This is a genomic window from Vibrio vulnificus CMCP6 (assembly GCF_000039765.1).
Lineage (GTDB): Bacteria > Pseudomonadota > Gammaproteobacteria > Enterobacterales > Vibrionaceae > Vibrio > Vibrio vulnificus_B.
Window position 1 is genome coordinate 1,078,267 of the sequence record NC_004459.3, and the last position, 15,982, is coordinate 1,094,248.

Sequence of the window (15,982 nt, forward strand, 5' to 3'; positions counted from 1 at the left end):
AGATAACTGACGAAAAAGAGACCAAACGGAAAAAAAACTAAAAAAAACACTAGACGCCATAGTGTGAACTACGTATTATTCCACTCCGCCGATAGGGCATGCGCCCGTAGCTCAGCTGGATAGAGCGTTGGCCTCCGGAGCCAAAGGTCGAAGGTTCGAATCCTTTCGGGCGCGCCATTTGGATGCCTGGGGGAGATATCGGTGAAAAAACAATGGTGGCTATAGCTCAGTTGGTAGAGTCCCGGATTGTGATTCCGGTTGTCGCGGGTTCGAATCCCGTTAGCCACCCCATTCTTTTCTAAGAATGAAACATTTGTCGGTGAATAGCGCAGCTTGGTAGCGCATCTGGTTTGGGACCAGAGGGTCGGGGGTTCGAATCCCTCTTCACCGACCACTATTATTTGGGTTTTGCTAAAGGCGAGGCTCAGGTTTATGGCTTAAATAAGCGGTAAACATGACAATCTGATGGTGGCTATAGCTCAGTTGGTAGAGTCCCGGATTGTGATTCCGGTTGTCGCGGGTTCGAATCCCGTTAGCCACCCCATTCTTTGTTTAAAGAATAAAATTTCGGTGAATAGCGCAGCTTGGTAGCGCATCTGGTTTGGGACCAGAGGGTCGGGGGTTCGAATCCCTCTTCACCGACCACATTCTAAAGCCTCACTAGCAATAGTGGGGCTTTTTTACATCTTGTATTAAATGCTGATGATTTTGTGTGCATACTGGGTCGGGGTCTGGAAGCCCAGCCGCGTCGAATCCCTCTTCACCGACCACATTCTAAAGCCTCACTAGCAATAGTGGGGCTTTTTTACATCTTGTATTAAATGCTGATGATTTTGTGTGCATACAGGGTCGGGGTCTGGAAGCCCAGCCGCGTCGAATTCCTCTTCATCGACCACATTCTAAAGCCTCACTAGCAATAGTGGGGCTTTTTTACATCTTGTATTAGATGCTGATGATTTTGTGTGCATACTGGGTCGGGGTCTGGAAGCCCAGCCGCGTCGAATTCCTCTTCACCGACCACATTCTAAAGCCTCACTAGCAATAGTGGGGCTTTTTTACATCTTGTATTAGATGCTGATGATTTTGTGTGCATAGTGGGTCGGGGTCAGGAAGCCAAGCCGCGTTAAATCCCTCTTCACCCCCACCGTAGAAAGCCTGCTTTTGTCACCGGCTTTCGTTGTTTTGGCATCGTGGACTAAAGCGTCTGTGCGATCTTCTTCTCTCTACGGTTCTCATTTTCTTGCCTCAACCCACGAGCCTTACTGGGTATGCCGATGCGCTCGCTTTTGTCTCTGATAAGAGACGTTTAAGGCTTTCTAAGCGAAGTTGCTGATGAACCTCTCAATCTGAGAGGAAATCTCCCCTTTCTCATAACGCGTGGCTCTTTTGTGTCTATATTTTAGTTTCTTGGCATTTAACACTTTGATTTTCAAACACCAGTGAGTTCCTAATGTTGTGAAGGAAAAACACAGCGGATACCCAGTGTCTATAATTCCATATTTAGCATTTTATGCTTAATGATTAGTTACACACTAAGCGTATTAACTGGTTTTTCTAAATGGAATAAAGTGTTGTTTTGTATTTGTTAATATTCACATGAAAAAATCTCACGGTAGATTGTGATGAATAATTGGCCTTTTTTGGCGACACTTTCTAGCAAAAATGCCAACTGGCACACAAAAAATGTTGTTCTGATTTTTGTTAAATATCTATTAACGAATATTTATTCGATATTTTTGCCTTGAAATTAACCGATTGCTGGCTGTTAAACTTTAATTGTTGCTTTTTTGTGTGTTTTTTGCCAAATTGTGTTCCGACCTGATTTTTAGAGTAATATTCTGCAATCAGAAGGGATTCATTGGTTTGTTGAATGATCATCGTGTTTGATTATTCAGCACCACAGACAAGGCAGTAGAGGTCTGAAATGTCACTATTAGAAGTGAAAAATCTTCGTATCGAGTATCCATCGCGGCATGGTATTCATGCGGCGGTGAAATCGTTGTCGTTTAATATTGAACGAGGCGAAATTGTTGGCGTCGTCGGTGAGTCGGGTGCGGGCAAGTCAACCGTAGGTAATGCGGTGAGCGATTTGTTGAGCCCTCCTGGTCGTATTGCCAGCGGTGATGTGTTCCTTGATGGCGAAAAAATTTCAGGCCTTTCTCCAGAAGCAATGCGCAAAGTGCGTGGCTCTAAAATTGGTTTTATCTTCCAAGATCCCATGACCTCGCTCAATCCTCTCTTTACTGTTGAACAGCAGTTAAAAGAAACCATTCACGCCAATATGAATGTCTCTGACGAAGAGGCTTACACGCGCGCATTGTCATTAATGAAGCAGGTGGGCATCCCTCAACCTGAAAACCGCTTAAAGCAGTATCCTCACCAGTTTTCTGGCGGTATGCGTCAGCGTGTAGTCATTGCGATTGCCCTAGCGGGCGAGCCGGATTTGATCATTGCCGATGAACCCACCACGGCACTCGATGTGTCGATTCAAGACCAAATCCTCAACCTGATCCGTGAGTTATGTATTAAGCATAACGTGGGTTGCATGTTGGTCACGCACGACATGGGCGTGGTATCGAACGTGACTGACCGTGTTGCTGTTATGTACCGAGGTGACTTGGTTGAATTTGGTCCAACGGCCAAAGTGTTGGGCAACCCAGATCATCCTTATACGCGCAGCTTGATTTCAGCGGTACCACGTTCGGATAGGAAGCTTGATCGCTTCCCTCTGGTCAGCTACATCGAAGAAGCGAGTGAATTGCAGCCTCTTGATATTAAAAATCACTGGCTGGGTCAGAGTGAAGATCAGAGAAAATACACCGGACCACTGCTTAATGTGGAAAATGTTAACTTGCGTTTCGTCACTAAGGACTCGCTGTTTGAGAGCCGTCGTGAGTATGTGCAGGCATCAAATAACGTTAGCTTCCAAGTGCATGAAGGGGAAACCTTTGGCTTGGTGGGGGAATCGGGTTCGGGTAAATCCACTATTGCACGAGTCATTGCCGGGCTGTATGCGCCTAACTCAGGTAAGGTGACGTTTGAAGGTATTGACCTTACCGCATTGACCTCAGAAAAAGCGCGCCGTCCTTTGCGTCGCCAAATGCAGATGGTCTTCCAAAATCCATACACTTCGATGAACCCGCGCATGAAGATTTTCGATATCATCGCGGAGCCCATTCGTTTCCATAAGTTGACCAACAGTGAAGCGGAAACGCGCCAAATCGTGAACGATCTCTTGGAGCACGTTGGCTTAGGGCGAATGGCTGGGGTGAAATATCCACATGAATTTTCGGGTGGCCAGCGTCAGCGTATTTCGATTGCGCGCGCATTGGCGACTCGTCCACGTCTTTTAATTTGTGATGAGCCCACCTCGGCACTGGATGTCTCGGTTCAAGCACAGATTCTGAATTTGCTCAAAGATCTACAAAGCGAACTGAACTTAACCATGCTGTTTATCAGTCATGACCTTCCGGTTATCCGCCAAATGTGTGACCGAGTCGGTGTGATGCAGATGGGGACTCTGCTCGAAGTCGCACCGACTGAGCAACTGTTCCGCTCTCCACAGCATGAGTACAGTAAGCACCTGATTTCCTTGATGCCAGAGTTCACTGGTTTGAGGGAAGAGGTGAAAACGGCATAACCAAGCTTGCTTGGCACAATAACAGACGCAAATACAACAACTAGGGATTCGGATTCCCGCATAAGGAGTTATGCAATGAAAACCATGAAAAGCAAACTGACCGTGGCTTTAATGGCTGCAGGCCTAAGCCTGAGTGCTGCTGCGGCAGACATCAAAGTTGCTTATGATGCAGATCCAGTGTCACTTGACCCGCACGAGCAGTTGTCTGGTGGTACGCTACAAATGTCGCACATGGTGTTTGATCCACTAGTTCGTTATACCCAGAAATTGGATTTTGAACCTCGCTTGGCTGAAAAATGGGAACGTGTCAACGACACCACCTACCGCTTCCAGCTGCGTAAAGGGGTGAAGTTCCATTCCGGTAACGAACTGACGGCAGATGATGTCGTGTGGACATTCGATCGTCTGAAAGATTCTCCAGACTTTAAAGCGATCTTTGAACCGTATGAAAAAATGGTCAAAGTGGACGATTACACCGTTGAGTTGGTGTCCAAAGGGGCTTACCCATTGGTACTGCAAACCGCCACTTACATCTTCCCAATGGACAGCAAGTTCTACTCTGGCACGACAGCCGATGGCAAAGACAAAGCGGAAGTGGTGAAGCACGGTAACTCATTTGCTTCGACCAATGTATCTGGTACTGGCCCGTTCATCGTCACTTCTCGTGAGCAAGGCGTGAAAGTAGAGTTTGAGCGCTTTAAAGATTACTGGGACAAAGAGTCAAAAGGTAACGTAGATAAGCTGACGCTTGTGCCAATCAAAGAAGACGCGACTCGTGTGGCTGCGCTCCTTTCTGGTGGTGTTGACATGATTGCGCCAGTGGCGCCTAACGATCACCAACGTGTGAAAGATGCGAAGGGCATCGAGCTTGTGACGCTGCCTGGTACGCGTATCATCACTTTCCAAATGAACCAAAACAGCAACGAAGCGCTGAAAGATGTGCGCGTGCGTCAAGCGATCGTTCATGCCATCAACAATCAAGGTATCGTTGATAAGATCATGAAAGGTTTCGCGACAGCGGCTGGCCAGCAGGGCCCTGAAGGCTACGCGGGCTACAACGCGGAGCTGGTTCCTCGTTTCGATCTGAAAAAAGCGAAGCAGTTGATGAAAGAAGCGGGTTATGAGAAAGGCTTTACGCTGACGATGATCGCGCCGAACAACCGTTACGTTAACGATGCGAAAGTGGCTCAAGCGGCGTCTGCCATGCTATCGAAAATCGGTATCAAGGTAGACCTAAAGACCATGCCTAAAGCGCAATACTGGCCTGAGTTTGATAAGTGTGCAGCAGACATGTTGATGATCGGCTGGCACTCAGACACAGAAGATTCGGCGAACTTCTCTGAGTTCCTCACCATGACGCGTAACGAAGAAACGGGCCGTGGTCAGTACAACTGTGGTCACTACTCAAACCCAGAAGTGGACAAGTTGGTGGAAGCGGCGAACGTAGAAACCGATCCTGCTAAACGTGCAGCGATGCTACAGAAAGTCGAAACCACGCTGTACAACGAAGCAGCATTCGTTCCTCTACACTGGCAAAACCTAGCGTGGGGCGCGAAATCTACGCTGGATATCAAACCAATCGTCAACGCGATGGACTTCCCATACTTTGGTGACTTGGTAGTTAAAGAGTAACACTCGCTTTCTCCCACTCAAGCGTTGGGTGGGATGAGTGATTTTAGGCGCTCAACTTTGTTTCAGTCGGGTTGAGCGCCGTTTTCAGACTGAAGTTTATATGGCCGTGATAGCGAACGGGCATAGTCATGGATAGCAAAAGGGGCAAGGAATGTTTTCGTTTCTGGTCAAGCGCCTGTTTCAGGCACTGATAGTGATGTTTGTGATCAGTTTAGTGGCGTTTGCCATTCAGGATAACCTAGGCGACCCGTTGCGTGAGCTAGTGGGCCAGTCAGTTTCAGAAGCAGAGCGCCAAGCGCTGCGAGATGAACTTGGTCTAAACGATCCCTTTATCACCAAATACACACGCTTTATCGGCGCTGCATTGCAGGGCGATTTAGGCACTTCATACTTTTTTAAACGTCCTGCGGTGGATGTGATTCTTGATAAACTCGTTGCCACTCTAGAGTTGGTGTTTGGCGCGACCGTATTAATCATCGTCTTTTCGATCCCGCTTGGGGTTTATTCCGCGATTCATCCGAAGAGTTTCTTTACCAAAGTGGTCATGGCAGGCAGTAGTATCGGTATTTCGATCCCCGTTTTCTTAACCGCGATCATGCTGATGTACGTCTTCTCGATTGAGCTGCAATGGCTGCCATCCTATGGGCGAGGGGAAACGTATAACCTACTCGGTTGGGAATCGGGCTTTTTTACTATTGATGGCTTAAAGCACTTAGTGCTGCCTTGTATCGCGTTGGCGTCGATCATGCTGCCACTGTTTATTCGTCTGGTGCGTTCAGAAATGCTGGAAGTGCTGAGTTCGGAATACATCAAATTTGCCAAGGCGAAAGGTCTCGCGCTGAACAAAATTTATTACCAACATGCGCTCAAAAATACCATGCTGCCAGTGTTAACCGTTGGTGGCGTGCAGATTGGTACCATGGTGGCGTACACCATTTTGACTGAAACCGTGTTCCAATGGCCGGGAACAGGCTTCCTTTTCCTTGAGGCGATCAACCGCGTGGATACCCCACTGATCACCGCTTACGTCATTTTTGTCGGACTGATTTTCGTGGTGACCAACACCATCGTTGACCTGCTGTATGGTTTAATCAACCCGACCGTGAACTTAACAGGCAAAGGAGCATAATCATGGAACACGTTAATAAAGCTCCTTCTGTATGGGGACGCTTTAAAGAATCGGATTTTCTTTACTATTTTAAACGCGACAAAGTGGCGATGAGCAGCTTCGCAGTGTTCATGCTGTTTTTGCTGTTGGCGATTGCCGCGCCGTTAATCGCGCCGAGCAACCCATATGATCTCTCATCGATTGACATTATGGACGCGGAGCTGCCGCCATCTTGGATGGAAGGTGGTGATGAAAACTTCGTGCTGGGCACCGATGAGCAAGGTCGCGATATTCTTTCCACCATCTTATATGGTTCGCGTCTGTCGCTCACCATTGGCTTCTTGGCGGTGGCGCTGCAGCTGTTTTTGGGCATCGTGATTGGCCTGTCGGCGGGTTACTTTGGTGGCCGTATTGACAACTTCTTGATGCGTTTTGCGGATGTTCAGCTCTCCTTCTCGACCATGATGGTGGCGATTATTGTCTCGGCGATTTTTAAAGCCAGTTTCGGCAGTGATTTCTACAGCCAATATGCGGTGGTGATGCTGGTGGTGATCATCGGTGTGGCGGAATGGCCACAATACGCACGTACGATTCGCGCCTCGGTATTGGCGGAGAAGAAGAAAGAGTACGTTGAAGCGGCACGTGTGATGGGCTTTAAAGCACCGCGCATCATGTTCCGTCATATTCTGCCGAACTGTTTATCACCGATTTTGGTTATCTCAACCGTGCAAGTCGCCAACGCGATCATGTCGGAAGCGGCGCTCTCGTTCTTAGGGCTGGGTTTGCCCGTTGACCAACCGTCATTGGGCGCATTGATCAGCATTGGTTTTAACTACATCTTCTCCGGCGCTTGGTGGATCACCGCCTTCCCTGGCATTGTGCTGGTGACGCTGGTGTTAGTGATCAACCTATTGGGTGACTGGTTACGTGACGTATTTAACCCAAAAATCTACAAAGGGTGATCTGAGCTGATTGATTTATAATCGGAAAACTACCTAAACTAAGAGTCGTAAGCCAATTACGGCTCTTTTTTTGCTTGTCATTTTTTATTCACCAGGACGCGGCAAATTTTTGGCCTTACAACGTGTTGTAGGCAGCAGTCTGAGCGTCACTGAACAATTCATTGATGAAACGGGTAGAGTGAAGTTATGGAACTAAGCAAATCGGCACGCTTGCCGATCTTCAAACCTCAACGATTGTGGCTGATGGCGGCATTGTGCTTTTTGGGTGTTGCTACTCCTGCAGCGGCGGAAGGCTTTCTATGTGAAGCCACACAGGCAAGCACCAACGAATTACCCATGTTAGATAAAGCCTGCCCGATTGGTGATGGTGTTTGGGGTAAAAAAGCGCCCAAAAGCGGCAAAGAGGATTTCTTTTGGATTCAATGCGGTATTTTAAATCAGCCAATGCCACTGGCCGACGCCAAACCGCTTTACAAGCAGATCACCACCGATGTATGGATGAAACCAGAAAATAAAACCTATCGTTGTTTGATTGGCCCGTATCAATCTTTTTCCCAAGCCAGCAAAGATCTTAAACAGGTCAAAAAACTGGGCGATTACCGAGAGGCCTTTATTCGATTTGTTAAGCCACATTCTGCGGTAAAACCGGTAACAGCCAGCAAAGAGGCGAAGGCGATAACCAAGCCTACCGCCCAAAAAGCACAACCGAAAGCACCGGCTGCGGCCAAAAAGCCAATGGCAGCCCCTGCGCAGGCGACCTTGGCCACAACGCCAGCTAAGCGTAGTAACGATGACTCTTCATCCATCGACATTCGTAAAAGTGCCGAGTTAAAAGGTCGTACTTATGCAGTGCCTTATTTGATGGATGATGAGCACCAGTTTTATATGGAACACAACCAAGCATGGAATCGCTTGGATTACAGCAGTGCGGAAGTGGTGTGCAGTGATCTGCACATGCGTTTGTTAACCGAAGAGGAATTTTTTACCCTGCTGGACTCCAAAGTGATGGAAAACCAGCAGTGGCCAATGCAGTTGCCTTATTGGGGAAGAGGAAAAAAAGGCTTCTTTACCGATGGCCGTGTGACGCAGGTAAAAGGCTCTTCATTGCTCAATGTGCTGTGTGTGAAGTAGTTGGATGAAATCAAAAACAAATAAGCCCCGCGATGCGGGGCTTACATTATGATGTCTCTAATTCGTCATTAAAGGCATTGCTTTAACCAGTTTATCCATGGCTTCTTGGTTGTGGCTGAAGAGCGAGTATTGAGCTGGAGATTCATAACCATTGACTTCTTTACTCCATGTAATGCCGATGTAAAAGTCACCAAAGTCACGATGGACATATCGAACACGCGTCTTCTGATCTTCACGTTCTTCTTCTAGCTCTGCTCTTTCCAAGCCGGCCATGTCTTTAACGCTTTGCCATGTTCCTGGCGTGTTAAAGCCTTCTGGCAGAATCGAGTTGTCTTGATATTGGTTATTGGCTTGGTACTCTCGTTTGCCGTACGAGTAACTCAGTTTCGGGCCATCCAGTTCAGGGTGATGCTGACCATCGCCTTCCACCGACATGTAGTACTCGACTTTGCCTTCAGCGATTTGTGTGTTCACTGCTAGGGTTTGGTCAAGTGGTGTTGATGCCGAATCGAGCCAGAACAGCTCCTGATTGTTGATTTTCACAATAATTTGATAGTGACCATTGTTGCTGTTTTGGTACAGCATTTCGTAGTTCCAGTTAGTGTCAACTCCCTCATCACTGTGATGCGCTGTCAATGTGCCGTCATTATTGAGTGTTACTGGCCAGCAATCTTTATTGGTGCTTTCCAAATATCCAGAGACCTTGTTAAGCGCGCTAAGTGTGTTGATAGGATCTGGCGCACCGTTGGAATCACTGATGTTAGATTTGAAGACTTGATAACCTTCTCTTTCTTGATCGCCCCAGCACCATTCAAATGTACCGTTGGTATTGAGTAGTGAGGCGTAACCAATTTCTCCATCACGATCGGCAAAGCTGCCCATAACCCATTGCTGATTGTTAAAGTGTTGCTTGGTAAATCCTAAAGAAACTGGAGGAGGAGTGTCAGCTGCTTTGACTTCAGGAAGTGCAATGCGCGTCATTTCTGAAATAACACCATCTTCCGCATCTGGGTAGATCCCAGCAGCAATATAAAACTCACCGTTGGTGCTTGCTTCTAGAGGCGTACCCGAGATGGTTAGAACACCCATGTTGTCAACTGCGACCTTAATACCCGCAACACTGGTATTGTGATCTTGATTTTCCCCTTTCATACCAGCGAAGTACTCAACAGGACCATGAGCGTTAACGGCTTTAAAAATATCATCCAGTGTGATGCTGATCTGCACGCTTGGCAGCGGTTCATTCACTTTTAGGTCAACAAGCTGTGATGTGATTTCGCTTTGTAGGTTTGCTAAGGCGTTTGTGTTCACTTCAAAACTTGCGATAGGTTTCGCATCCACCTGCTTTAACACAAAGCTCTTTGAAGTACGTTCAATACCATCGAATGCGCTAATGGTGATGGTTTCACCGGCGGGGTAAGTATTCGTTGGCGTTCCCGCAATTTTCAGTTCTTTAGTGCCGCCTACAGCGATGACCGACAGTTCTAGTTCCTTGATGGTTGAACTTGCATCAATGATAAGTTCATCACCATCCGCATCGGCGAACAGGTTGTCGATACGGTATTGTTCATTCGTCACCGCCACGCCTTGAGTCAGTTCGATACTACCAATCCAAGCTTGCAGGTCTTCGGCGATTTTAGGGACGATAGTTGGCGCGCTGTTTGGTGTTTCAACTGTCAGCGTAAAGAGGGTAGATACCTTACCGACAACTGCCGCTTCTGCATCGATATCTGTACCAGTGATTTGCAAAATATAGGATTGGCGGACAGGGGTGAGTTCACCTTTGATGGTCAGTGAGCCACCATTGTTAGCCGTGATGATTAGACCACTAACGGCTTGGTTGTCGATCGGGTCGATCACTTGCACGTCTAGTGCAATGTTGTTGTTGTCACTATCAGAGAACAATGCATCTTGGCCAACTGCCAGATCTAAAGTGAGATCCAAGCTATGTGACGTGCTTGGTGTGTTCAACTGCGCTCTGATGTTGTCGGCAACACTCTTATTCACTATTAGCTTGTTGTTGACGGTGACTTGCACATCCCCTGACGGAGTAACTTCAACGGTTGGCTTAAAGTTTGGCTGGTCTAACTTATCTTGGTTTTCAGGTGCAGTAACAATTTTATTTGCTTCTTGAGCAATTTTTAGTGCGTTTTCAGCTGTGTAGTTAACGCCTGCATTGACTTTGGACTCTGTGAGAATCTGAGCAGTCTTATGCAATGCATGGTTTTTCGCGGCGATAACATCGGTAAACGCGATATTTCCTGTGATGCCAAGCGTCTCGTTAACTTCTGTTTTGGCTTCTTCAATTTTTTCTTTTGTTGGGTTTGCGCCTGCTTGAACGACAACAAGGTCTGTGAGAGGAGAAATGACTTTTTCACCCGGCAGGGTACGAAGAACCACTTCATGCGCCATCGCTTGAGTTGGATGATCCATATCGATGGTGTATTTGCCCGCATAAGTGTCGGCGTCATACTGGGTTAGAGCAGTTTGAACGGTGCCGCCCGGAGTGAGCGTTTGCAGTGCCAGCACACCTTGTGTTCCTGCAGGGATTGTTCGACGGCCTTCTTTATCCGTTAGACCGAAAATCGTATCGCTGCCGATATCGAGCTTGCCGTTGTTGTCTTTATCAAGAAACACTACTGCTTGATTAAAGTAACCGTCAAAGCCTGTCACGATAATGCCGCCAGGTGCGACGTTGCCATTAGAACCTGAACCACTGTCTGAACCGCCACAACCGGTGAGGGCGATCGCCACTGACGCTGCTAGTAAACTAACCTTTTTCATCTAAGAGTCCTTTGCTTCTTTATTCTGACTAAATTGAATAACGCACATCGTTAGAGTCTTCTTTCATCTTTTTATAAATCATGCGAAAGAAGGGAGAATTTCGGGGCTTTTTTATCCGGTTAGAGCGGGAGTTTCAAGGCACGAAAAACAGCGAAAAAACCGTAAAATTTATTTTAATTTTTTTATCAGTAGCGGGGTTGGCAAATGGATCGTGCGGGTTAACATCTGGGCCCAAAATTTAAGGAGAAACAGATGAAACAGTGGGCTAGGTTAATCACTATTGGCGCGTGTTTAGGCTCAGCATCGGCTGGGGCGCAAGCGACCCTTGATAAGAGTAAATATGGTTACTCTTACTTTACCCTTGGCTTTGAGAATGTGGTGTATGAAGAGCTGTTTCCCGGCTTAGACTCCGATGCCAGTGTGGTGAGCCCTGTGCTGAATACTGGCGGGCTTTATCACATCAATACGCGCTTTGATTTTTCCATTGATGCGTTAGCGACCTTTTCGCCGATGAGTGCCACCGAAGAGTGGCATAAAAACGGTACGCTGATTCAAACCAACCAGTTTGAATACTTGAAAGCGGCAACCAACATTTTGCTGCATTACAAACTGCAAGATAACTGGCGTGTGTTGGGCGGGACATCGTTGACCTATCAAACCTACAAACGCTATGGCCTGAAAAACCACAATGGTTACGTCAATGATGTGTTTCGCGAAGGCAATACGTGGGAAGAGAAATCGACGGATATTTTCCTCGATGCAGGCGTAGCCTACGATTCTGGCCACCTGTATGGGGAGAGCGATTGGCGTGTTAGTGGCCGTTGGATCTTCGGTGTGCCGATTTGGAGTGTCACTGAAAACTCACGTTTTGAAGACATTCAATTTAACGACTTCGGTTTTAGAACCAATGCGGAAGCAACCCTTAGCTATCAGATCATGCCAGGTTTGCATTTGGGGTGGTTTGTGATGCTCGGTTACGAGAAACGCTTCGAGTCTGATCCGCAACGAGTGATGTATACCACAGCAAGTGGTGTGGAGAAGCAAGGTCAAGCTTGGTTGCCAGAAGCACAAACTTGGACACTCAACACGGGATTACAAGCGTTGTGGAACTTCTAATCCCGTTTGTTGGGCTCAATTTCACAATTGCGGGTGGTGGTAAATCAGATTGATTTTCAACTCCTCCAACAGGTGTGCGAATTGCGGTTTCGGGCGCAGGATGTAGCTGTAAATCTCGCCTTGTTGCAGATCGTTGTCATCTCGGTAGTCATGATTGATGGCCAAAGAGCGCTTGTTTGGTCCGGATGGAAAGACAAAACAGGCGACCGAGGAGACGCCATCCTCGTTGTGGCTGTAGGAGATGACATCTTCGTAGTCGCCCCGCCCCGCAATGACGGAGAGCTCAAAGTAAGGCAGCAGGGTGGTGCAATCAAAACTGCCGCTAACGCGATGAATGTTGAGGTCGGAGTCAAAGCGCTGATAAACCGTGGGGTCCGCGGCTTGACGCTCGTAGATGTAGTTACCGACTTCTGCGGGAAGGTAATTTTGCTCAGCGTCGATAAAGAGGTAGTCAAAAAAGGTCATCTCATAAAGCTTTCGACCCGTTTCCACGTTGAGCCTTGCCTCCATCGCGGCTTTGTCGGTGAGCATGGTGTAAGTTTCATACTGGTTGCCGTCATGCACCGTGGTGAGGTGGTTTACCAACCCTTCCGTGAGGTTGGATGGGTAGCTTTGGCGAGTCATCCAGGTTTGTTTGGCATCAAAGGCGGACTGACTGCTGGTGAGAATCAGCTTATCGTCTTGCTGCTCAAACTCGCCAATCAATTTAAGTTCTTCATCGCTCGGACATTGGCGACGATTGCGCGCTGAGGCGAAATAGACCTGATGATTGATCAGCTTCCACGCTTGGCAGTAAATCACCTCATAGGGATAACGAATACCCGCCAAGGTTTGGGTGGTTTCTAAGCGATAGAAGGTTTGACCAATCAGTGGATGGTCAAATGGTGCGGCTGTTTCACCAATCGCGGGCAGGTCAAAATAAGCTTTTACCCACGCTTGGTCGTCGCTGCCGTGGTGATCATCGCGTGCTGCGATCATCAGTTGCGGTTGAGCAACGGCTTTGGTTGCGGTGCCTAAAATCTGCACGGTACCCAGATTGCGGATTTTTAACCCCGGCACATTGATGCGTACGGTGAGGGTGAGAAAGTCGTCATCGGCATCCACAAACAGTTGATCAATGTTGAGGGAATAGTGAATGGGCGCGCCTTGGTCGAGCTCCCAGCCGAAAATCTGACTCTGGATTTGTCTGGCCACTTCAGCGTTGAGCCTAGGTTTGCTGTTTGCGCCAACGCCTTTGGCAAGTTCTTTGTCGGAGACAATCACAGTGGTGCCCGATGCGCTGCTTGGCAGAGCGATTTCGAGCTCTTCCTCTGGCGTTGGTGTTTGCCCAGTTTCCTCTGATGGTGGCGTAGGCAAAATGGCTGCCGCCTGAGTGAAGAGAGGCGAAACGTGAAGGTTCGCGTTTTGGGTTGGCGTTGTCGTGTTTGGTACCTTGCTTTCAACCGAAATGGCTTTGGCATGTGGCGCTGCTACGCGGGTTTCTGCCTCAGACAGCACACTCGAGGTCGCTTGGCTTGAAGAGAGCCAAAACCACATTCCAGTGACAAACGTGATGGCGAAGACGACGAATAGGGGCTTACGGTGAGTCATGATCCGGATTATGCCATTCGTGATTGCAGCCAACTGCGTGAGAACTTGAGGTCTTTTTCAATCAAACTGGCACTGCATTCGAGTAACTCACTGATCTCTTGGTTTTTCATCCCCATCAAGTACTTCAGTTTGAGCGCGTTGGACTGACGAGGGTAGCGAACACTGAAGTTATCCAGTGCTTTGTCCATGATGATCAACTGCTCAAATTTTTCCTGATGTTCACTCGGTAGCTGTGTCACTTGCTGACGTTTTTGTGCTTGCAGTGAACGTGCATTGTCGATCAAGATTTGGCGCATCACTTTGGCGGCCATGAGGAAAAAATCGCGCTTGCCGCTGATTTCACTCATGTCGCTGGTGGAAAGCTTAAGGTACGCATCGTGGATCAAAGCGGTGGTGCTGTTCACGCTGTCTGCCAACACTTCGTTTTCAAGACCATACTTTTCGGCGTTGCGCTCGCGTTCTTGCTGGGCAATTTTGCGCAGTTGTAAGTAGGCGAATTGATACAGCTGGCTTTCGGCTTCTTTGTCACCGGCTTGCCACTGCTGAATGATATGGGTAAGAGAAGTCGATTGTGCACTCATGACGGCTCTCCTTGTTGTTTAACGAATTCGGAAATGGTGTAAGTATCAATGCGATCAGAGCCATCACGCTGAGGTGAGACTTGCTGTTGATAGCGATACAAGATGCCCTGATCCCAATTTTGTCCGGCAGGGAGGTATTCCCATGTGGTGTATTGCGCTGGGTAAGGTTGTGGAAACCAGCGCACCATTACGTTCATCTGCTCTAATTGTGCGTGGCCAGAGGCATTACGTAACCACCACATATCTTTATACTCTTGTGTCACATCTTGGCGATAGGCTGATGCCGCCAGCGGGCATGACGACACATTGCTTGGGCCAAGCCACACTCGGCCATCGACAATGTTTAAGCAGCGTTCTGTGAGGGTTTGATCTTGGTATTGGGTTTCTTTCCAGATCCCTTCATAGGCGATGCGTTGGCCTTTTGCTTCTGGGTAGGTAAACCAGAGGGACTCAGCCTTATTGCTGTGTGCGACTTGGGCTTTGCGTCCCAAACCTTGCATTTTCCCCATCAGCAGCTGCGTTTGAGGGTCAAAATTCAGGGCCACGGAGCGGTATTTCCAATCGCCTTCGTCATCGAAATCTTCCAGTGAGAAACCGTTGAGATCGTGACGCGTGCAACCTTGGCTCGCACAGCCAACAACCCCTTCCCATTGCTCAAAATGGCTCAGTGGTTCAACGGTTTTTTCTCGATAGGCGTGCTGTCGGTTGAGGTAACAGCCGTTGAAATAATCGCCAACGCTCGGGTACTGAATCAGGCTGTCGTGGGTCACTTCAAAGCTCATGACCCCGACTGGGGTACGATAATCAGGGCGATCAAGATGGCGTAAATCGAGGGCGCAAGCACGTCCTTGCCAGTCTTTTTTGTTAATGATGATATTGCGCAAGCGTACATTGAGTGGGGAGAAAATCACCTCCTCGGAGGTGAAATGCTGCTCGATATAACGCTGGCTTTGGTTGAGGTGTTCAACCGCTTCTTTGACGGAAACCAGTTCGACGTCCAGTTGGTTTGTGGAAGAATCAAAAAAATTGAGGTCGAGCCCTTGCAACTGCTGCTGCAATTTGGGATCGGACAACAGTTTGTTCAATAGTACGATTTCATCACGATTCTCAGGGGTGCTGTCGAGCGAGAGCAGCAAGCGAGTCATATTGATGCTGCGGCTCGGTTTCGTGCTGGCGAGGGTCGGCGTGATGACTTCTTGACCCGATAAGGTGGTCAGCAAGTAGCCGCTATCATCATTGCCCAAGAAAAAACTCACCACATCGCCGGGATGATACTGAAACGCCCCTTTGTGAGTGGTGCCAGAAAGGTTTGAACTGGTTTTGTAGTACAGCCCCGTCACCGGAGAATCGATGAAATAGCCCGTTTTTGGGGTGGAGGCTTGGCAGTAAAAAGCGCTCAAACCCAGGCATAGCGTGAGAGTGTGTAACAGTTTCATGG

At 48.1% G+C, this 15,982-nt stretch carries 10 protein-coding genes and 5 tRNA genes; 11 read left to right on the forward strand and 4 right to left on the reverse strand.

The genetic code is table 11. From position 1 onward, the window contains the following. Positions 1–100 precede the first annotated feature (100 nt). From VV1_RS05145 to VV1_RS05190, 10 genes are all read left to right on the forward strand, one after another. Positions 101–177: transfer RNA gene (locus VV1_RS05145), tRNA-Arg, on the forward strand. Between the two features lie 38 nt (positions 178–215). Further along, positions 216–291, forward strand: a tRNA-His gene (locus VV1_RS05150). Positions 292–317: 26 nt separating this feature from the next. Then, a tRNA-Pro gene (locus VV1_RS05155) sits at positions 318–394 on the forward strand. 74 nt (positions 395–468) lie between these two features. Continuing rightward, positions 469–544, forward strand: a tRNA-His gene (locus VV1_RS05160). Between the two features lie 24 nt (positions 545–568). Then, a tRNA-Pro gene (locus VV1_RS05165) sits at positions 569–645 on the forward strand. Between the two features lie 1,279 nt (positions 646–1,924). Next, positions 1,925–3,640 carry a dipeptide ABC transporter ATP-binding protein gene (locus tag VV1_RS05170; RefSeq protein ID WP_011079103.1) on the forward strand — a complete coding sequence of 572 codons (1,716 nt, stop codon included), beginning with the start codon at positions 1,925–1,927 and terminating at the stop codon, positions 3,638–3,640. A gap of 75 nt (positions 3,641–3,715) precedes the next feature. Beyond that, entirely contained in the window at positions 3,716–5,272 is a 1,557-nt protein-coding gene (locus VV1_RS05175; protein WP_011079104.1) for an ABC transporter substrate-binding protein, read from the forward strand. Positions 5,273–5,423: 151 nt separating this feature from the next. Continuing rightward, positions 5,424–6,401: an ABC transporter permease gene (locus VV1_RS05180; protein ID WP_011079105.1), complete on the forward strand. Its 978-nt coding sequence runs from the start codon at positions 5,424–5,426 to the stop codon at positions 6,399–6,401. A 2-nt stretch (positions 6,402–6,403) separates the two neighbouring features. After that, positions 6,404–7,342 carry an ABC transporter permease gene (locus VV1_RS05185; RefSeq protein ID WP_011079106.1) on the forward strand — a complete coding sequence of 313 codons (939 nt, stop codon included), beginning with the start codon at positions 6,404–6,406 and terminating at the stop codon, positions 7,340–7,342. A gap of 186 nt (positions 7,343–7,528) precedes the next feature. Continuing rightward, on the forward strand, positions 7,529–8,473 hold the full coding sequence (locus VV1_RS05190; protein WP_011079107.1) for an SPOR domain-containing protein: 945 nt from the start codon (positions 7,529–7,531) through the stop codon (positions 8,471–8,473). 57 nt (positions 8,474–8,530) lie between these two features. Here the strand turns inward: VV1_RS05190 and VV1_RS05195 are convergent, their stop codons facing one another. Next, positions 8,531–11,257 carry a hypothetical protein gene (locus VV1_RS05195; protein ID WP_011079108.1) on the reverse strand — a complete coding sequence of 909 codons (2,727 nt, stop codon included), beginning with the start codon at positions 11,255–11,257 and terminating at the stop codon, positions 8,531–8,533. Positions 11,258–11,509: 252 nt separating this feature from the next. Here VV1_RS05195 and VV1_RS05200 point away from each other — a divergent pair, with 252 nt between their 5' ends. Next, positions 11,510–12,373 (forward strand): hypothetical protein, encoded by an 864-nt coding sequence (locus VV1_RS05200; RefSeq protein ID WP_011079109.1) that lies wholly within the window; start codon positions 11,510–11,512, stop codon positions 12,371–12,373. A 21-nt stretch (positions 12,374–12,394) separates the two neighbouring features. Here VV1_RS05200 and VV1_RS05205 read toward each other — a convergent pair whose 3' ends face one another. From VV1_RS05205 to VV1_RS05215, 3 genes are read right to left on the reverse strand one after another with little or no spacing between them, the layout of a single operon-like run. After that, on the reverse strand, positions 12,395–13,963 hold the full coding sequence (locus tag VV1_RS05205; RefSeq protein WP_011079110.1) for a hypothetical protein: 1,569 nt from the start codon (positions 13,961–13,963) through the stop codon (positions 12,395–12,397). 8 nt (positions 13,964–13,971) lie between these two features. Beyond that, positions 13,972–14,544, reverse strand: a complete 573-nt coding sequence (locus VV1_RS05210) for a sigma-70 family RNA polymerase sigma factor (RefSeq protein WP_011079111.1) — start codon at positions 14,542–14,544, stop codon at positions 13,972–13,974. Further along, positions 14,541–15,980 carry a hypothetical protein gene (locus VV1_RS05215; RefSeq protein WP_011079112.1) on the reverse strand — a complete coding sequence of 480 codons (1,440 nt, stop codon included), beginning with the start codon at positions 15,978–15,980 and terminating at the stop codon, positions 14,541–14,543. The genes VV1_RS05210 and VV1_RS05215 overlap by 4 nt, the downstream gene beginning before the upstream one ends. Between the last annotated feature and the right edge of the window lie 2 nt (positions 15,981–15,982).